Annotated in this window: 18 protein-coding genes; all 18 read left to right on the forward strand. The window is 36.3% G+C overall.

The window, feature by feature from the left end:
* Positions 1-273: 273 nt before the first annotated feature.
* The 18 genes from pyrH (at position 274) to rpsO (ending at position 20,425) form a co-directional block, all read left to right on the forward strand.
* Positions 274-996, forward strand: a complete 723-nt coding sequence (pyrH, locus tag GI584_RS11215) for a UMP kinase (protein ID WP_100360595.1) — start codon at positions 274-276, stop codon at positions 994-996.
* A gap of 2 nt (positions 997-998) precedes the next feature.
* Positions 999-1,556: a ribosome recycling factor gene (gene frr, locus GI584_RS11220; protein ID WP_100360594.1), complete on the forward strand. Its 558-nt coding sequence runs from the start codon at positions 999-1,001 to the stop codon at positions 1,554-1,556.
* Positions 1,557-1,686: 130 nt separating this feature from the next.
* Positions 1,687-2,454: an undecaprenyl pyrophosphate synthase gene (locus GI584_RS11225; RefSeq protein ID WP_228552393.1), complete on the forward strand. Its 768-nt coding sequence runs from the start codon at positions 1,687-1,689 to the stop codon at positions 2,452-2,454.
* Positions 2,455-2,468: 14 nt separating this feature from the next.
* Positions 2,469-3,251 carry a phosphatidate cytidylyltransferase gene (locus GI584_RS11230; RefSeq protein WP_100360593.1) on the forward strand — a complete coding sequence of 261 codons (783 nt, stop codon included), beginning with the start codon at positions 2,469-2,471 and terminating at the stop codon, positions 3,249-3,251.
* Between the two features lie 26 nt (positions 3,252-3,277).
* Complete coding sequence (gene dxr / locus GI584_RS11235; RefSeq protein WP_100360592.1) at positions 3,278-4,420, forward strand: 1-deoxy-D-xylulose-5-phosphate reductoisomerase; 1,143 nt, start codon at positions 3,278-3,280, stop codon at positions 4,418-4,420.
* 29 nt (positions 4,421-4,449) lie between these two features.
* Positions 4,450-5,706 carry an RIP metalloprotease RseP gene (rseP, locus tag GI584_RS11240; RefSeq protein WP_100360591.1) on the forward strand — a complete coding sequence of 419 codons (1,257 nt, stop codon included), beginning with the start codon at positions 4,450-4,452 and terminating at the stop codon, positions 5,704-5,706.
* Between the two features lie 207 nt (positions 5,707-5,913).
* Positions 5,914-7,614, forward strand: a complete 1,701-nt coding sequence (locus GI584_RS11245; RefSeq protein WP_153791285.1) for a proline--tRNA ligase — start codon at positions 5,914-5,916, stop codon at positions 7,612-7,614.
* 536 nt (positions 7,615-8,150) lie between these two features.
* Positions 8,151-12,437: a PolC-type DNA polymerase III gene (locus GI584_RS11250; RefSeq protein ID WP_100360588.1), complete on the forward strand. Its 4,287-nt coding sequence runs from the start codon at positions 8,151-8,153 to the stop codon at positions 12,435-12,437.
* A gap of 654 nt (positions 12,438-13,091) precedes the next feature.
* Entirely contained in the window at positions 13,092-13,565 is a 474-nt protein-coding gene (gene rimP / locus GI584_RS11255) for a ribosome maturation factor RimP (RefSeq protein WP_153791286.1), read from the forward strand.
* Positions 13,566-13,579: 14 nt separating this feature from the next.
* Positions 13,580-14,728: a transcription termination factor NusA gene (gene nusA, locus GI584_RS11260; protein WP_153791287.1), complete on the forward strand. Its 1,149-nt coding sequence runs from the start codon at positions 13,580-13,582 to the stop codon at positions 14,726-14,728.
* Between the two features lie 12 nt (positions 14,729-14,740).
* Entirely contained in the window at positions 14,741-15,010 is a 270-nt protein-coding gene (rnpM, locus tag GI584_RS11265) for an RNase P modulator RnpM (RefSeq protein WP_100360585.1), read from the forward strand.
* A 1-nt stretch (position 15,011) separates the two neighbouring features.
* On the forward strand, positions 15,012-15,332 hold the full coding sequence (locus tag GI584_RS11270; protein ID WP_100360584.1) for a L7Ae/L30e/S12e/Gadd45 family ribosomal protein: 321 nt from the start codon (positions 15,012-15,014) through the stop codon (positions 15,330-15,332).
* 4 nt (positions 15,333-15,336) lie between these two features.
* Positions 15,337-17,400 (forward strand): translation initiation factor IF-2, encoded by a 2,064-nt coding sequence (gene infB, locus GI584_RS11275; protein ID WP_153791288.1) that lies wholly within the window; start codon positions 15,337-15,339, stop codon positions 17,398-17,400.
* On the forward strand, positions 17,400-17,678 hold the full coding sequence (locus GI584_RS11280) for a DUF503 domain-containing protein (protein ID WP_100360582.1): 279 nt from the start codon (positions 17,400-17,402) through the stop codon (positions 17,676-17,678). Before infB ends, GI584_RS11280 begins: the two co-directional genes overlap by 1 nt.
* Before the next feature lie 26 nt (positions 17,679-17,704).
* Positions 17,705-18,061 carry a 30S ribosome-binding factor RbfA gene (gene rbfA, locus GI584_RS11285; RefSeq protein WP_100360581.1) on the forward strand — a complete coding sequence of 119 codons (357 nt, stop codon included), beginning with the start codon at positions 17,705-17,707 and terminating at the stop codon, positions 18,059-18,061.
* A 101-nt stretch (positions 18,062-18,162) separates the two neighbouring features.
* Positions 18,163-19,074: a tRNA pseudouridine(55) synthase TruB gene (truB, locus tag GI584_RS11290; RefSeq protein ID WP_153791289.1), complete on the forward strand. Its 912-nt coding sequence runs from the start codon at positions 18,163-18,165 to the stop codon at positions 19,072-19,074.
* Positions 19,075-19,083: 9 nt separating this feature from the next.
* Positions 19,084-20,028, forward strand: coding sequence for a bifunctional riboflavin kinase/FAD synthetase (locus GI584_RS11295; RefSeq protein ID WP_100360579.1), 945 nt, complete (start codon positions 19,084-19,086; stop codon positions 20,026-20,028).
* A 127-nt stretch (positions 20,029-20,155) separates the two neighbouring features.
* Positions 20,156-20,425 carry a 30S ribosomal protein S15 gene (gene rpsO / locus GI584_RS11300; protein WP_100360578.1) on the forward strand — a complete coding sequence of 90 codons (270 nt, stop codon included), beginning with the start codon at positions 20,156-20,158 and terminating at the stop codon, positions 20,423-20,425.
* The last annotated feature ends 175 nt before the right edge of the window (positions 20,426-20,600 follow it).

The raw sequence follows: 20,600 nt of genomic DNA on the forward strand, positions 1-20,600 counted from the left end.
CCAGTCGCTACGTTTCTAAACGGGCGCTCTGCGCTTTTCTTAAAAGCTAAGAAAGTAAAAAGACGGAAATGTATTACACGTGCGAGTGTTAAGCCAACACTAACGAATTTCTTTAGCGTTGGGAAGACTTAAGCATTATTTAATGAAAATAAAAGAATACTATAAGAATGTATATAATTTTAGGATTATAGTATAAGAAGAGTGGAGATTCTACCCTTTTACTTGGCGAAAATCTTCGTTTTCTTTATAATATTTACATATATGGAGGTTATTATGGCTACTGCTAACTACAGAAGAATTGTTCTTAAATTAAGTGGTGAAGCTCTGAGTGGTGAACAAGGTTTTGGTCTTGAGCCATCTATTATTCAATCAGTGGCAAAACAAGTAAAAGATATTGTCGAACTAGGTGTAGAAGTTGCAATTGTTGTTGGTGGTGGCAATATATGGCGTGGTAAAGTAGGCAGTGAAATGGGCATGGATCGTGCTAATGCTGATTATATGGGGATGTTAGCTACTGTAATGAATTCTTTAGCCCTTCAGGATAGTCTTGAAAATGTAGGTATCCCAACACGTGTCCAAACTTCTATCGAAATGCGTCAAGTAGCAGAACCATATATTCGTCGTAAAGCGATTCGCCATCTTGAGAAAAAACGTGTAGTTATTTTTGCTGCTGGAACTGGTAACCCGTATTTCTCAACTGATACAACTGCAGCATTACGAGCAGCAGAAGTGGAAGCGGATGTTATTTTAATGGCAAAAAATAACGTGGACGGTGTATACACTGCTGACCCTAAAGTGGACAGAGAAGCTAAAAAATATGATGAATTATCTTATTTGGAAATCCTTAATGAAGGATTAGGTGTAATGGACTCAACTGCATCATCATTATGTATGGATAACAACATACCATTACTTGTATTCTCTATATCAGAGGAAGGAAACATTAAAAAAGCAGTAATTGGTGAAAATATTGGAACCATTATAAGGGGGAGTTAAACATGTCTGAACAGTTAATTAAAGAAACTCGTGAGAAAATGGATCAAGCAGTAAAAGCATATTCTAAAAATCTGGCAACGGTCCGCGCTGGCAGAGCAAACCCAGCTTTATTAGATAGTGTACAAGTGGAGTATTATGGTGCACTTACACCATTAAACCAACTTTCATCTATTTCTGTTCCAGAAGCACGTTTATTAGTTATTACACCGTTTGACAAATCTTCTGTCTCTGATATCGAGAAGGCCATTCAAAAAGCTGATCTAGGGTTATCACCGTCAAATGATGGAAATGTCATTAGAATTAGTATTCCTCCATTAACAGAAGAGCGTCGTAAGGAGCTAGTGAAAGTTGTTGGAAAATATGCGGAAGAATCAAAAGTACAAATCCGTAATATTCGCCGTGACACTAATGATCAATTGAAGAAAGACGAAAAGAATGGTGACCTTACAAAAGATGAATTAAAAGGTTTCCAAGAAGATGTCCAAACTCAAACAGATACCCACATTAAAAAAATTGATGAATTAACTAAAGAAAAAGAGCAAGAAATTATGGAAGTCTAAGCAAAAAAAAGGTAGAATATATGGTGAGTGTAGAAGCCCTCTTAATAAGAAGAGGGTTTTTCCACTTTAGATGGTAACTATACATATATTGATTAATGAATAGAACGGCTTTAAATGATGGAGGATAATTATGCGTTTGTTTAAACTTCCTTTTAAAAATAGTAAAGGTAGCACTGTAGATATATCAGATACAGTGTCTGAAAATATACCCAAACACATTGCCATCATCATGGATGGAAATGGCAGATGGGCTCAAAAAAGAGGATTGCCGCGTATTGCTGGTCATCGAGAAGGAATGGATAATGTTAAGCGAATTGTAAAGGCGGCCAATCAATTACAAGTTGAAATATTAACATTATATGCATTTTCAACGGAAAATTGGAAACGACCATCGACCGAAGTAGAATATATCATGAAGTTGCCAATCGATTTCTTACAGCATTATTTGCCTGAATTAGTAGAAGAAAATGTACGTATACAGACTATCGGTGAATTCGATGATTTACCCAAAAACACAAAAGCCGCGATTATGAGAGCAAAAGAGCAAACAGCAGATAATACTGGATTAATTTTAAATATTGCTATCAATTATGGTAGTAGGTTTGAGATGATACGTTCCATAAAAGAAATTTGCTACGAAATACAAGAAGGCAAGTATGGGATTGAAGAGATTACAGAAACTACCTTAAGTGCCCATTTATATACTTCTCATATAAGAGATCCTGATCTGTTGATTCGAACTAGTGGTGAATTAAGACTTAGTAATTTTTTACTCTGGCAATCCGCTTATACAGAATTATGGTTTACAGATACATTATGGCCTGATTTTAGTACGGAAGATTTTGAGAAAGCTATCAACGATTTTCAGAAACGAAAACGTCGTTATGGTGGAATATAAGGTGTGAAAATAATATGAAAACAAGAATTATTACTGCAGTTATTGCAATTTTGCTTTTCTTTCCATTTATATTTTTAAGTGGTTTACCCTTTCAAATAATTATGTATATCATTGCCACAATAGGTTTTTTGGAGCTTTTACATATGAGAAGGATGACGAGGTATCCAATACCTACTGTTCTGGGTGTTATTTTATTATGGTCTTTATTGTTCCAAGATGAATATATAATTTTTTCAACTCGCTTAGAACTACTTATGTTTTTTGTATTAGTACTACTAGGTTATACAGTGCTAGTTAAAAATAAATTCACATTCGAAGATGCTGGTTTTTTAATTTTAGCATCGATCTATGTAGGTCTGGGCTTTTATTATTTCATTCAAACAAGAGACGTCGAAAATGGACTAGTTTATATTTTTTATGCTATTCTAGTAATATTGTCAACAGATACAGGGGCTTATTTTTTCGGAAGAGCATTTGGGAAACACAAACTTTGGCCACAAATTAGTCCCAAGAAGACAATAGAAGGTGCCATGGGCGGAGTATTAGTCGCTTGTTTAGTGGCAATTATTTTTCAATTATTTTTCCAAGTACATGAATCAGTGTTATTAGTTATTATTGTTACAATCATAGCTTCTGTATTTGCTCAAATTGGTGACCTTGTAGAGTCAGCTATAAAAAGACACTATGATGTAAAAGATTCAGGAAAATTATTACCCGGCCATGGAGGAATATTAGACCGTTTTGATAGTTGGTTATTTGTTTTCCCTTTATTACATTTTATCCATTTTATATCATAGACTATTAACAAATAGGAGTTACGGTTATGAAAAACATCACATTATTAGGTGCTACAGGTTCTATTGGTCTACAAACGTTAGATGTCATCAAAGAGCATCCTGATCAGTTCCGGTTATATGGCATTGCTTTTGGTAAAAATGTAGACAAGGCCACAGAGATAATAAAGACATTTAAACCGGAAAAAATAGTAGTTCAAGATGAAAAGGTAAGAAGAGAACTACTGATACATACAGATCAGACCATAATATTAGTTGGGAAAGAAGGACTGGATGAGGTCAGTGCAGACCCTAAAACGGATATATTAGTTAATGCTGTGATGGGAAGTGTTGGATTAGGCGCTACTTTAACAGCTATTAGACACAAAAAGCAAATTGCCATAGCCAATAAGGAAACCCTAGTAACTGCAGGTCATTTAGTAATGGAAGCTGCTAAAAGGTATGGGGTAGACCTATTACCAGTGGATAGTGAACACTCTGCTATATTTCAAGCGCTTAACGGAGAATCACGGAAAGATATGAATAAAATCATTCTGACTGCTTCAGGTGGTAGTTTCCGTGATAAAACCAGAGATCAACTGCGAGTCGTAACAGTAACAGATGCGCTCCATCATCCTAATTGGAATATGGGTGCTAAAATAACTATCGATTCTGCAACAATGATGAACAAAGGACTTGAAGTAATTGAGGCACACTGGTTATTTGATATACCTTATGACAAAATAGATGTAATTCAGCATAAAGAAAGTATTATTCATTCAATGGTTGAATATGCTGATAAAAGCGTTATTGCTCAATTAGGAACACCAGATATGCGCGTACCCATACAATATGCTTTGACATATCCTGATAGATTACCCCTACCACCTTCAAAGAGCCTTGATTTAGTAGAGATTAGTACGCTCCATTTTTCAAAAATGGATATGGAAAGATTTCCGTGTTTAGCTCTTGCTTATCAAGCAGGAAGTAAAGGTGGGTCATTACCTACCGTTTTAAATGCTGCGAATGAAGTAGCAGTAGATTTATTTTTGCGAGAAAAGATTACATTTTTAGAAATTGAAGAAGTGATCGAGAACGCGATGGAAAATCATAATTTTGTCAAACAACCTGATTTAGAAACAATTAATTCAATTGATCAGGAAGTTAGAATCAAAACGTATGAAAAATATTGATGGAGAGTTAGAGGGAAGGAGTGCTTTGAGTGACAACCGTTATTGCCTTTATTTTAATGTTTGGCCTTCTTGTATTTGTTCATGAGTTTGGCCATTATTACGTTGCCAAAAGGACCGGGATGCTTGTTAGAGAGTTTGCGATAGGCTTTGGTCCTAAAGTATTCTCTACGGTGAAAAATGAGACGTTATATACAATCAGATTGTTACCAATGGGTGGATACGTACGCGTAGCCGGAGAGGATCCGGAAATCATTGATATAAAGCCTGGTCAGCATATTGGTTTAACTTTTAATGATGATGGAGAAGTAAACCAAATTATTGTAAACAACAAAGCCAAACATCCCGATGCTTTCGTGATTGAAGTAGAACATATTGATTTAGATCATGCATTAACTATTCAAGGCTATGAAATAAACGAAGAAGAGAAGTATTCCTTCCGTGTGAATAAAAAAGCGACATTCATAATGGATGAAAAAGCAACGCAAATAGCCCCATATGATCGTCAGTTTGCGTCAAAAACAGTTGGACAAAGAGGGTTGCAATTGTTCGCAGGTCCATTAATGAACTTTGTGCTCACAGTTGTGATCTTTGTTATACTTGCAAATATTCAAGGGGTACCTGTAGAAGATGTAAGAATTGGATCCGTTGTTGATAATAGTCCTGCTCAAGAAGCCGGTTTTCAACCAGATGATACGGTAATAGAAATTGAAGGACAAAGTATTAGCAAATGGGAAGATTTTCAGGAAATCGTTGAAGCAAGTCCTAATGAACCATTAGAAATGATTGTTTTACGTGATAACCAGCAAGTACCGCTCGAAGTCACTCCAGCAACAGTTGAAACACCAGAAGAAGATATCGGACAAGTTGGAGTAACACTAGCATTAGAAAAATCATTTGTTCGGACTATTCCATATAGTTTAGAAGAAACATACCGCTGGTCAACATTAATCTTAACGAATTTAGGTAAGCTAGTGACTGGGCAATTCTCTATTGATATGTTGTCAGGTCCGGTTGGGATTTATGATGCAACAGATCAAGTCGTGAAAACTGGTTTTATGAACTTTTTAACATGGACAGCAGTATTAAGTGTCAACTTGGGCATTATCAATCTATTGCCATTACCGGCATTAGATGGAGGCAGACTCTTGTTTGTGGGACTGGAAGCAGTAAGAGGCAAGCCGATCGATCCGCAAAAGGAAGGTGTGGTCCATTTCGTTGGATTCGCATTGTTGATGCTTCTCATGATTGTCGTTACATGGAATGATATCCAGCGATTGTTCTTATAACAAGCAAGAAACTATAAAATCGATATTAACTGCGAAGTATTCTGTCGGAGCGTATCATAGCTCTTATCTGTTATCAGAATGGGAGAAAGTTTTCACTAGTTCACAGTTCGTATTTATTTCGAATTAGGGCAGGTCAGGGGTGGATTTGCCCAGTGTTTCTAATAATATATGTGTTTAATATCGAAATTACCGAGGTGAGATTAGAAGATGAGACAAAGTCAAACATTAATTCCAACACTGAAGGAAACACCTGCAGATGCTGAGATTAAAAGTCATCAGTTGTTAGTGCGGGCAGGATATATTAGACAAACAGCCTCAGGTGTATACAGTTTTTTGCCAATGGGGAATAAAGTGTTAAATAATGTAAAAAAAATAGTGTCTGAAGAAATGGAAAAAGCAGGAGCGGTAGAAATGTTAATGCCTGCTCTTCAACTATCCGAACTGTGGAAAGAGACAGGAAGATGGTATAGTATGGGGCCGGAATTAATGCGTTTGCATGATCGTCATGAGAGAGAATTTGCATTGGGAGCAACTCACGAGGAAGTCGTTACAAGTCTTATTCGTGATGAAATAAAAAGTTATAAAAAACTTCCTCTAAGCGTGTACCAGATTCAAACTAAATTCCGTGATGAAAAGCGACCGAGATTTGGCCTATTACGTGGAAGAGAATTTATTATGAAAGACGCCTATACATTCCACACTGATCAAGATAGTCTTGATGAAGCTTATCAGAAAATGTATCAAGCGTATCAAAACATTTTTACCCGCTGTGGTCTGAATTTCCGAGCGGTTATCGCCGATTCAGGTGCAATGGGTGGTAAAGACACACATGAATTTATGGTGCTATCAGAAATAGGTGAAGACACAATCGCGTACTCTGACACTTCTGATTTTGCAGCTAATATTGAAATGGCAGAAGTCAATGTAACATATGAACAAAGTGACGAAGCTGCGAAGGGATTAGAAACAGTTGAAACTCCAGGCTATAAAACAATGAATGAGGTTTCTCAATTCTTAGGGCTACCTTTAGAAAAAGGAATCAAGTCATTACTGTTCAAAGTAGATGAAAGATATGTGTTAGTCTTATCCCGTGGCGATCATGAAATCAATGATATTAAACTGAAAAATGCATTAGGTGCTATTAATGTAGAATTGGCATCGGAGAAAGAGACAAAACAACTATTAAATACAGAAGTAGGCTCGATTGGGCCTGTTCGTGTACCTGAAGATATCGAAATCGTTGCAGATCATGCAATTGCCGCTATCCGAAATGGTTATTGCGGTGCCACTGAAAATGACAAGCATTATCAGAATGTTAACCCTGATCGTGATTTTAAAGTATCTTCCTATCAAGATCTCCGTTTTATCCAGGAAGGGGATCCTTCTCCAGACGGCCAAGGCAAGATAAAGTTTGCCAAAGGAATTGAAGTTGGACATATTTTCAAATTAGGTCAATTCTATGCCGAAAAACTAGGAGCTCAATATTTAAACGAACAAGGTAAACAGGAAACAATGACAATGGGGTGTTATGGTATCGGTGTATCACGCACACTTGCTGCGATCGTAGAACAATACCATGATGAGAATGGCATTAAATGGCCAAAAGAAATTACACCATATCATGTGCATGTAATCGCAGTGAATCCGAAAAACCAAGAGCAACTGGATTTAGCAGAAGATATTTATGAACAACTGCAACAAAACAATATCTCTGTTTTATTTGATGATCGTAAAGAACGACCAGGTGTTAAGTTTGCTGATAGTGATTTGATTGGATTACCAGTACGAATAACAGTTGGTAAAAAAGCAGCAGATGGATACGTAGAGTGCAAGTTAAGAGAGAACGGAGAGCAAGAAGATCTTCATATATCAGAATTAATTGATAAAATCAATTCTTTACTTAAATAACCCACATTCCCTTGTCTCAACATCACAGGCAAGGGAATTATCTATTTAAACGAAAAAGCCAGCCACAATCCAAAAATATTTCGCAATTAACATAAACTGCGAAGTACCGTGTACATGGATTTGCTTTCTTCCATTCTTGTCTTGATGAGTGCATAACCATCGCTGCGGAAAAATACTCCCTTTCCGGGGGCACGGCCTCAGCTAACCTTGCAAAGAAAATCACTTTGCAAAGTGGATCTTCGACTCGCGCTGTTCCCCCAGGAGTGTCGCATTTTTCCGCAGCTTTGACTAGTGTTTTGGAATAGTGAGAAGAAGTCCCTTGATTATATATCCGAAGATTTTCTTCTTTCAACAATCAGAACATTAGAACCAGCGAAGTATTCTGCCGGAGCGTATCCAAACCACTTATCAAAAATCAGGATGGAAAAATTTCCACTGTGTCGCAGTTTGTATCTACTACGAAACATCGGACTGGTTTTGCCCGGTTTTGTCTTATGATAAAATAATAGGAAGATTAATAGTAAAGGAGATCGAAGATGAGTATCTCTAGTCAAGAAAAATTTCAGTTACTAATGAAACAGATTGGTATTGCTGATGATATGAAAAATAAATACTTTCAAAATGGTGCTATTGAAAAACTGGAAGTGTACCGGTCGAATCAGTCGTGGCACTTTTATTTCCATCTGGAACATATTATCCCTGCTGATATATATCAAGCATTTATTTTGAAATTAACCGAAGCATTCTCGTCTATAGCGAAAGTTTCATGGTCGATTAGAGTTGATCAACATGCTATTGACGAACAGGAACGGTTCCATTATTGGCAAATTTTCCTATCTGAGTTGATGAGGGAGTCACCTAAATATCGTACTTTTGAAAATAAGAAACCTTTAATAGACGATAATAATATTATGTTAACTGTAAGTAATCAAATCGAAGCACAGTGGACTAAAACCATTCAGTCGCAATTTGATCAATTCTGTATGAAAGTTGGTTTACCTAAACAAATTATTCAACTTGAAGTAGCAGCACAGCAAGAGGAAATTGAAAAATTCCAACAGGAAAAAGCTATGGAAGATCGCAAAAAAGTGGAAGAAGCTTTTAAAGAACAAGAGAAAAGGGCAAAAGAAACGAAACCAGACAGTCCTTCAGGTCCAGTTCAGCTTGGGTATCCTATCAAAGAAAATCCTATATCTATGAGGGATGTTGTAGAAGAAGAAAAAAATGTTATCTTCCAAGGGTTTGTATTTGATGCTGAAATCAGAGAATTACGATCTGGTAGACATTTATTAATGCTTAAAGTGACAGACTATACCGACTCTTTTCAGATTAAAATGTTCTCAAAAGGTGATCAAGATGTGGAGAAGTTTAAGCAGTTAAAAGAAGGTATGTGGATTAAAGCTAAAGGTATGGTTCAGACAGATAATTTCTCAAATGAATTAACGATGATGGCAAAGGATATTCAACAAGCGGCTTCGATTACACGAGAAGATAATGGTTATGAAGAAGAAAAACGTGTTGAATTACATGCGCATACGTTAATGAGCCAAATGGACGCCGTAGTATCGGCTGCAAAATTGATCGAACAAGCTGGAAAATGGGGTCATAAAGCGATTGCCATTACAGACCATGCAGTTGCTCAAGCCTATCCAGAAGCATATGCAGCTGGGCAAAAACATGGTGTGAAGGTTGTATACGGTGTAGAAGCTAACATTGTCGATGACGGGGTACCAATTGCTTATAATGAATCTGATCGTACATTAACAGATGATACGTATGTTGTGTTTGATGTGGAGACAACGGGACTATCTGCAATATATGACACTATCATTGAACTTGCTGCCGTTAAAGTGCACAATGGAGAAATTGTAGATCGTTATGAATCTTTTGCTAATCCACATCACCCATTGTCCGAAACAACTACTAATTTAACGGGTATTACAGATGATATGGTGAAAGATGCACCAGAAGTAGAAGAAGTATTAAAGGAATTTCATGAATGGATGGGAGACGGCATTTTAGTAGCACATAATGCAGATTTTGATATGGGATTCTTGAATACTGGATTTAAGCGTATCGGGTATGAAGAAGCAAGTAATCCTGTAATTGACACGTTGGAATTAGCGCGTTTACTGTTCCCGGAATTAAAGAATCATCGTTTGAACACGCTGTGTAAGAAGCTTGATATCGAACTAACCCAGCATCACCGTGCCATTTATGATGCTGAAGCAACAGGTTATTTATTATGGAAGTTTGTTAAACTATCAATTGAGCGAGGTATAGTGAATCATAACCAATTTAATCAGCACATGGGAGAAGGGAATGCATATCAACGTTCCCGCCCTTTCCATGCTACATTGCTAGCAGTAGATCAAGAAGGCTTAAAAAATATTTATAAATTGGTTTCCTTAGCACATATCGATTATTTTTACCGTGTTCCACGAATACCAAGGTCAAAATTAAAACAATATCGAAAAGGCATTTTAGTAGGTACTGCATGTGACAAAGGTGAAGTATTTGAAACGATGATGCAAAAATCGAAAGATCAAGCTGAAAAAGTTGCACAATTCTATGATTTTATTGAGGTTCAACCTCCTGAAAATTTTGTGCATCTTTATGACAGAGAATTAGTTCAGAATGAAGCACAGTTATTCGATATTATTCGCAATATTGTTCAACTTGCGGAAGAACTCGATAAGCCTTGTGTAGCTACGGGAAATGTTCATCATTTAGAAAAGAATGATATGATTTACCGGCAAATATTAATCGCTTCGCAAAGTGGTAATCCATTAAATAGACAAACATTACCGAATACGCATTTTCGCACAACGAATGAGATGATGGAGGCATTCTCGTTTTTGGGAGAAGAAAAAGCAAAAGAAATAGTCATTACCAATCCGAACGCACTCGTCGACCAAATTGAAGAGGTCAAACCAGTAAAAGAAGATCTTTATACACCAAATATCGATGGTGCGGAAGAAGAAATTCGAGAATTAAGTTATAACTTTGCTAAATCCGTCTATGGCACTCCGATTCCAGAAATTGTCGAAAAACGGGTAGAAAAGGAACTGAAAAGTATCATTGGCCATGGTTTTGCGGTTATTTACTTGATTTCACAAAAACTAGTAAAAAAATCCTTAGATGATGGGTATCTAGTAGGTTCAAGGGGTTCTGTCGGTTCTTCATTGATTGCAACTTTTACAGAGATCACAGAAGTAAATCCCTTACCACCTCACTATGTATGTCCAGAGTGTAAGTATAGTGAATTTTTCGATGATGGTTCAGTCGGTAGTGGATTTGATTTACCAGACAAGAAATGCCCTGAATGTCATGCAGAGTTGAAGAAAGATGGGCAAGATATTCCATTTGAAACTTTCTTAGGATTCAAAGGAGATAAGGTACCTGATATTGACTTGAATTTCTCAGGTGAATATCAACCTCGTGCCCATAACTATACGAAGGTACTTTTTGGGGAAGATAATGTATACCGTGCAGGAACAATAGGTACGGTAGCGGAAAAAACAGCCTACGGTTATGCCAAAGGCTATGCGAGTGACAAAGAACTAACGCTGAAGCAAGCAGAAGTAGACCGTTTAGTAAAAGGGTGTACTGGTGCTAAGCGGACAACTGGACAGCACCCTGGAGGTATAATTGTTGTACCAGATGATAAAGAAATATATGATTTTACGCCAATACAATTCCCAGCGGATGACAGAAACTCGGAATGGCGCACAACTCACTTTGATTTCCACTCGATTCACGATAATTTGTTGAAACTTGATATACTGGGGCACGATGATCCTACCATGATCCGTATGCTTCAAGATTTAAGTGGTATTGATCCGCAAACAATACCGACTGATGACGATGAAGTTATGAAGATTTTTTCAGGTCCCGACGTGTTAGGTGTTACTCCAGAACAAATTATGTGCAAGACAGGGACCTTAGGGGTACCTGAGTTCGGTACAAGGTTTGTACGCCAGATGCTTGAAGATACAAAACCTAAAACTTTTGCGGAATTAGTCATTATATCTGGTCTAAGTCACGGAACTGATGTATGGTTAGGTAATGCACAAGAGCTAATCAATAATGGTATTTGTGGTTTGCCAGATGTTATAGGTTGTCGTGATGATATTATGGTGTACTTAATGCACAAAGGATTAGATGCGTCACTTGCCTTTAAGATTATGGAATTTGTTCGTAAGGGGAAAGGGTTAGAACCAGAATGGATCGAAGAAATGAAAAAGCACGATGTTCCTGACTGGTATATAGATTCTTGTAAGAAGATAAAATATATGTTCCCGAAAGCACATGCTGCAGCATATGTATTGATGGCAATTCGAATTGCTTATTTTAAAGTACATTATCCTATTTATTTTTATGCGGCGTACTTCACAGTAAGAGCAGATGATTTTGAATTAGATACAATGGTCAAAGGTTCAGAAGCAATGCGTAAACGAATTAAAGAAATACTTGATAAAGGTAACGATGCGCCACCAAAAGAAAAAAGTTTACTTACTGTCTTAGAATTAGCTTTAGAAATGAATGAACGAGGTTACCATTTTCAAAAAGTAGACTTGTACCGTTCCTCGGCTACGGAATTTTTAGTAGATGAAGACAGTTTAATCCCACCATTTAATGCAGTGGATGGATTAGGTACAAACGCTGCAATTAATATTGAAAAAGCAAGGGAAGACGGAGAATTCTTATCAAAAGAAGATTTACGAGAACGCAGTCGCATTTCTAAAACCGTATTAGAATACCTTGATCAACATGGTTGTTTAGAAGGAATGGCAGAAAAAAATCAATTATCTTTATTTTAATGAATTAGTTTTTATTAAATTGCTATGACCCTTACAGAGTGTAGAAATGTCTAAATTAAAGAGTGAAGAAAGTTGAATATTGCTGTCCTTACATCAGCTGTGGAAGATTTTTAAGCCTGCGAGGGCAGTCACCAAAATAAGCCTACTCAGTGAAAAGTTCACCTTAGGAGCGAGAATCATTCCACACACTCAAATATAGAAAGTCATTGCGTAAGTGTAAGTTTTATTGGTTAAATCCATTAAATTCCTTGCATTATTAAACCATTCATGCTATATTTTATACAGATTTCATTTGATGCGGACAGAAAAGAGTGGGGATACCCACTCTTTCTTCTTAGCTATCAACAACGAGCGATATAGGGTTTTGATAAATCCCTTGCCATTATTGGCAAGGGATTTATCATTCCGACTTTACAAATGCGTGAAGGGGTACATAAACTATTTAGAAAATGACTTTTATATCAGTTGGGGATCCCCAATCTGATAGTAGCATTTTATAAGTATTCATATCGGAAAATTAATCCCATAATAAATAAGAAGTTAATAATTATTTAACACCCCACATGTGAATTAGAATCATTTTAAGTGTGTATCGTTTAGTAAATATGGGAAATATATCTTAAAGAACATAATTGCAGTAGAGGAGGTATTAGAGTGGCTAACAAGATAGCACAACAAACAGAAGACCTAGTTCAACCCATATTAGATGAGCTTTCATTAGAACTTGTAGATATTGTCTATGAAAAAGAAGGACCAAACTGGTTTTTACGAGTATACATCGATAAAGATGGCGGCGTAGATATTGAAGAATGTGGTCAAGTTTCTGAAATGTTAAGTACTAAGCTAGATGAAGCAGACCCTATTAGTGAAGCTTATTTCTTAGAGGTTTCTTCACCCGGAGTAGAACGTCCATTAAAAACAGAAACTGATTTTGAAAAGTATATTGGAAAGCATGTTTATGTAAAGCTATATGAACCGATTTCCGGCGAAAAAGAATTTACAGGAGATTTAGTTGATTTCAAGGATGGTTCAGCAACTATTCGATATAAAGATAAAACCAAGCAAAAAGAAGTGGAGATTCCATTTGCCAAAATTGCGAAAGCTCGTCTAGCTGTAACTTTTGATTAAAGGGGGAGACATTTGTGAACAGAGAATTGTTCGATGCAATGAATTATTTAGAAAAGGAAAAAGGAATCAACAAAGATATTCTTATGGAAGCGTTAGAAGCTGCCCTGATTTCTGCTTATAAAAAGAATTTTAAATCAGCAACCAATGTTAGAGTGGATTTAAATGAAGAAGCTGGTACGATGGGTGTTTTTGCTCAGAAAGAAATTGTGGAAGAGGTAGAAGATCACCATCAACATATCTCACTGGAGGAAGCACATAGTATTAATCCAGCGTACGAGATCGGTGATGTAGTAGAAATTGAAGTAACACCAAGAGACTTCGGGCGAATAGCAGCACAAGCGGCAAAACAAGTGGTAACGCAACGAGTTCGAGAAGCAGAACGTGGCATTATTTATAACGAATATATTGACCGTGAAGAAGACATTATGAATGGTACTATTCAACGTATGGACGGTCGTTTCATTTATGTGAACTTAGGTAAAGTGGAAGCCAAATTACCAGAGTCTGAATGTATGCCAACTGAGACATACAATGTTCATGACAGAATTAAGGTCTTTGTAACTAAAGTGGAAAATACAAATAAAGGTCCTAATATTTTTGTATCCAGAACACATCCAGGATTATTGAAGCGATTATTTGAAATGGAAGTACCGGAGATTTATGATGGTACAGTCGAAGTTAAATCTGTAGCGCGTGAAGCAGGAGATCGTTCTAAGATATCTGTACATGCGGAGGATCCGGAAATTGATCCCGTAGGGTCATGTGTAGGTCAAAAAGGGCAAAGGGTACAGACAATTGTCGATGAATTAAAAGGAGAAAAAATTGACATTGTAGAATGGTCTGAAGATCCAGTTGTCTATGTCTCCAATTCACTTAGCCCTTCTAAGGTTATTCAGGTCATTGTTGATGAAGATGAAAAAGCAACCACTGTTATAGTTCCTGATTATCAATTATCACTTGCGATTGGTAAAAGAGGACAAAATGCTAGATTGGCTGCCAAATTAACAGGTTGGAAAATTGATATTAAAAGCGAATCTGAAGCAAAAGAAGAAGGGCTCATTTCAGAAGAAGATATTGAAGAAAGTTTAGATGCTCTAGAATATGAGGATAGCTTAGAATATGAAGAATCCTACGAAGATATGGATGAAGATCTGTTTAAGTAAGGAGGTATTCATATGACTAAAAAACGGAAAGTACCACTAAGAAAATGTGTCGTAACACAAGAAATGCTGCCTAAAGGGTCTTTAATTCGAGTGGTAAAAACTAAAGAAGGTGGCGTTTTTGTAGACCCTACTGGAAAGAAGAATGGGCGAGGAGCCTACGTATCCAAGGATTTACAAGTAATCAGCCAAGCAGAGAAAAATGGCGCACTTGAAAAACAGCTTGAAATAAAGATTCCTCAAGAAATATATGATGAATTAAGAACACAGATTGAAGGCGAATAAAGTGGTCAATCAAAAATCTTATCTTAATATAATTGGATTAGCCAACCGCGCTGGGAAATGTACGTTTGGTGAAGAACAAATTGTCAAAGAAATTCAGTCAAAAAAATCAAAGATTGTATTAATTGCAAGTGATATAGGCGATCAAACACGAAAGAAATTAACAGACAAATGTACGTTTTATAACATTCCTTTTTTCTTTGTAGATGATCGAGATACACTTTCGCAAGCAGTAGGTAAATCAGGTCGTGTAGCTATTTCCATTCATGAGTTTGGATTAGCGAAGAAATTAATTGCATTACTTGATGAAAATATTCGGGGGTGAACGTATGTCAAAAATACGAGTATATGAGTACGCAAAACAAGTAAATAAATCCAGTAAGGAAGTCATTAATAAACTTAAAGAATTAGAGCTTCCGGTTTCCAATCATATGTCTACTATTACAGATGATATGAAAACAAAGCTTGATCAAAGTTTTCAACCAAAATCAAAAGAACAGCCAAAAAAGAAACAAGGAAAGAATCAACAACATAGAAAACCTAACAATACTCAGCAGTCAAATAAGAAAAAGCAAAAGAATAATAATAAACAACAAGACAAAAGACAAGAAACACAAAAGCCAGTAAATAACCAACCACAACTGCCTAGTAAAATAACTTATTCTGGCTCAATAACAGTTGGAGAACTAGCAGATAAGCTAAATAAAGAGACAAATGAAATTATTAAAAAGTTGATGTTTTTAGGTGTTATGGCAACTAAAAATCAAGATCTAGATGAAGATGCATTGGATTTAATTTGTGGTGAGTATGGAGTGGAAGTAGAACAAGAAATAGAAATAGATAAAGCAGACCTTGCCACATATATTGAAGAAGATGATCCTGATAAATTAGAGGAGCGTCCTCCCGTTGTAACGATTATGGGTCACGTTGACCATGGTAAAACAACATTACTTGATTCGATTCGCCATACCAAAGTAACAGAAGGTGAGGCAGGAGGTATCACACAGCATATTGGTGCATACCAAGTAAGAGAAAACGATAAAAAAGTTACCTTCCTTGATACACCGGGGCACGCAGCGTTCACGAGCATGCGTTCACGTGGTGCTCAAATTACAGATATTGCTATTTTAGTAGTAGCAGCTGATGATGGTGTTATGCCGCAAACTGTAGAAGCGATCAATCATGCTAAGGCAGCGGAAGTACCAATAATTGTAGCAGTGAACAAAATGGATAAAGAAGGCGCAAATCCTGATCGTGTCATGCAAGAATTAACGGAATATGAATTAATCCCTGAAGACTGGGGTGGAGACACAATCTTTGTACAACTATCTGCTATTAAAAGAGAGGGAATTGATGATTTATTAGAAATGATCCTCCTGGTGGCAGAAGTCGAAGAATTAAAAGCAAATGCCAACCGTCGTGCTAATGGTACAGTAATTGAAGCACAATTGGACAAAGGTCGCGGTTCTGTTGCATCATTACTCGTACAAAATGGTACACTAAAAGTAGGAGATCCAATTGTAGTTGGAAATACGTTTGGTCGTGTTCGTGCGATGGTGAATGATTTAGGTAAACGTATTGATTCAGCTGGACCTTCAAAACCTGTTGAGATCACAGGACTTAATGATGTACCATTAGCAGGAGATCGATTTGTTGTGTTTAAAGATGAAAAACAAGCACGTCAAATCGGTGAAATGAGACAACAAAAACAGTTAGAAGAAAAAAGAGGTACACAGTCTCGTGTCAGCTTGGATGATTTATTTGAACAAATTAAACAAGGTGAAATTAAAGATATTAACGTGATTATTAAGGCAGACGTACAAGGATCTGTAGAAGCATTAGCTGCATCCTTGCAAAAAATTGATGTAGAAGGTGTAAAAGTCAACATCATTCATACCGGTGTTGGTGCAATCAAGGAATCAGATATTATTCTCGCTTCCGCATCAAATGCTGTTGTTATTGGGTTTAACGTTCGACCAGATAATAATGCGAAAAAAGCAGCAGAATCAGAAAAAGTTGACATTCGTCTTCACCGTGTCATTTATAAAGCAATTGAAGAAGTTGAAGCTGCTATGAAAGGTATGCTTGATCCTGAATTTGAAGAAAAAGTGATTGGTCAAGTTGAAGTAAGAGAAATCTTTAAAGTATCCAGAATTGGAACGATAGCAGGTGCCTACGTTACAGATGGAAAAGTAACTAGAGATGCTGGCATTCGATTAATTCGTGATGGTGTAGTCGTCTTTGAAGGTGAAATTGATACATTGAAACGCTTTAAAGATGATGTCAAAGAAGTTGCACAAAATTACGAGTGCGGTATTACAATCAAAAATTACAATGATATTAAAGAAGGCGATGTAATTGAAGCATATGTGATGGAGGAAATTGAAGTTTAATGATCACCTATGCAGAAGTTGAAATCTTTTTGTACGAATGCCACTCTTTAAAAGATAAACGATCTGTTTTAAAAAGGATTAAAAATCGTCTTAGTAAAGATTTAAATATTGCCATCTCTGAAATGGATTATCAAGACTTATGGCAACGATCTAAGCTAGGAATAGTCACCGTATCGGAATCGAGTGAAATTGGTCAACAAATTATTCAACAGGCACTAAGCACGCTTGATTCCTTTACGGAAATAGAACGGACTATTACAAATACTGAAATAAGATGAAGTAAGATAGGAAAGAGGTGATATAGATGGGAGAGTTACGCTCTAATCGAGTCGCCGAACAAATGAAAAAAGAGCTTGGTGATATCATATCCCGCAAAATCAAAGATCCTAGAGTAGGTTTTGTTACAATTACAGATGTAGAAGTTACCGGAGACCTGCAACAAGCAAAAGTATTTATCTCGGTTTTAGGTGATGAAAACAAAAGACAGGAAACTCTAATTGGTCTAGCTAAAGCAAAAGGCTTTATCCGTTCGGAGATTGGCAAACGAATTAGATTGAGAAAAACACCAGAATTAATGTTTGACTTCGATGACACCATCGAAAGAGGAAATCGGATTGAACATATTCTTAGAGAATTAAATGAATCAGAAGAAGAGCAGTAAGAAAACTCAAGAGCGCTTGTTTTTCTATAGCAATAAAATGAGAACCCTTGTCTTTACAAGGGTTTTCTGACTGTCTATATTTAATAAAGTGGAGGTGACGTATGGACGGAATTTTACCATTATGGAAAAATAAAGGTATGACATCACATGATTGTGTTTTTAAGGTTAGAAAAATACTCGGCACCAAAAAAGTAGGGCATACCGGTACACTGGATCCAGAAGTAGAAGGAGTATTGCCTATTTGTATAGGCGAGGCAACCAAAATTGTCCCATATTTAACGGATACGACGAAAACGTATCGAGCAACGGCAACATTGGGGATTTCCACTGATACAGAAGATCAAACAGGGGCAATACAAAATCAAGTAAATGTAGAAACTGAAATATCGTCTGAATCAATTAATAGTATATTACAGGAATTTTGTGGTGAAATTACACAACAAGTCCCTCTATATTCTGCAGTCAAAGTGAAAGGCAAAAAACTATATGAATATGCAAGAGCGAATGAACCAGTTGAAAGACCTTTTCGTCAAGTAGAGATACACAATATTCGTTTTCTGTCTAGTAGATATGATAAAGTAGAAAAGAAACAATCCATTGAATTGGAAGTTACCTGTTCTAAAGGTACCTATGTCCGTACATTATGTGTTGATATAGGTGAAAAGTTAGGATTTCCTTCCCATATGTCACATTTAGTGAGAATAGCTACTGGGAATTTGTCAGAGCAAGACACATATACTCTTGAACAAGTTCAAGAACACTTGGACAGTAATCAATCAGTACCTCTGTTATCAATAAATAAGGTTCTTACCCATTTAGATGAATTGGAAATTGATGAAAAAACAAAGGAAAAAGTATTACATGGACAAAAATTACCATTGCCAAGCACAATGCCTGATACGACTTTTTTCCGAGTGACATATCACGATCAAATTGTAGCTATTTATCAAATACACGATAATAAAAAAGAAATAAAACCAGCACGTGTTTTTAGATTTAATGAAAGAAAGTAGGTGAAACAGGTGGAAGTGCAATCACTTGTATACCCCCATGACTTAAAGAAAGACAACCTGCCTGATACGGTGGCTGCTATTGGTTTCTTTGATGGGGTGCATAATGGACATCAAGCGGTAATTCAGCAAGCTATTAACATTGCTAGTCAAACGGGAAAAGAATCAGCTGTGATCACTTTTGATCCTCATCCTTCTGTAGTATTACAAAAGAACAAAGATCAAGTTCGTTATATTACACCTATTGAAGAAAAAATAAAGAGAATTGAATCACTTGGTGTGGATCGTTTATATATTATTCGATTTGATCAGGCATTAGCTAAGTTAACTCCAAAAGAATTTATTGATCATTTCATTGTAACCTTACATATATCTCATTTAGTCGCAGGATTTGATTTTACATTTGGACATAAAGGATCAGGTAACATGGAAAATATCCATGAGTTTATTGACAATGATCTTGAGGTAATAACTATCAACCAGTTAGATTATCGAGAAGAAAAAATAAGTTCAACTAGAATTCGTAATGAATTGAAACAAGGGAATATGAAAACGGCAGAGATATTACTTGGCAGGCCTTATTCCTTAACAGGCGAAGTCATTCATGGGGATAAACGTGGTCGAACAATTGGCTATCCAACTGCTAACTTAAAGATAGAAGATTATTATTTTTTGCCAAGAATAGGTGTATACGCTGTGGAAGTAAGAGTTGGGGAGAAGCAATATTACGGTATGGCGAATCTTGGTTATAATCCAACGTTTACTGACGATCGGGAAAATACAAAACTTGAAGTACACATTTTCGATTTTGATGAGAATATTTACGGAGAAAAAATAGATGTATATTGGAAAAAATATATTCGAGACGAAGAAAAATTCTCCGGAATTGATGAATTAGTGGAAAAGTTGAAAGATGACGAAGAGCAAAGTCGCGAATTTTTTGCAATAAATGAATAAAACCACTTGCATTTTAAGTCGAAAAGTTGTAACCTTTAATACGGAAACCATCCACTTGGCTATTCGATTTCTCCGTCGATTGCTAGGGGATTGGGGTTTCAAGCTGAAATATTAGGAGGTGAATAGGATGGCTATTACACAAGAGCGTAAAAACGAAATTATTACTGAATACAAAACACATGAGAACGATACTGGTTCACCAGAAGTTCAAATTGCTGTCCTTACTGAGGAAATCAATAATTTGAATAATCACTTACGTATTCATAAGAAAGATCACCACTCACGTCGTGGTCTATTAAAAATGGTAGGTAAACGTCGTAACTTGTTAAACTACTTACGTAACAAAGATGTTGCACGTTACCGTACATTAATTCAAAATTTAGGTTTACGTCGATAAACCAACAAAAAGCGGGAGTGATCCCGCTTTTTCTGTATGTAAAAAACTAGTGGAAATAATAACCTAATTAGGAATAAGAATATTTTTACTAAATATTGTTGTTGTTAAAGAAATAGATAACAAATTGTTTAATTCTAGGCAAAATAGAAAATACTAATATTATTCCGGATTTTGA

Source organism: Gracilibacillus salitolerans (genome assembly GCF_009650095.1).
GTDB lineage: Bacteria > Bacillota > Bacilli > Bacillales > Amphibacillaceae > Gracilibacillus > Gracilibacillus salitolerans.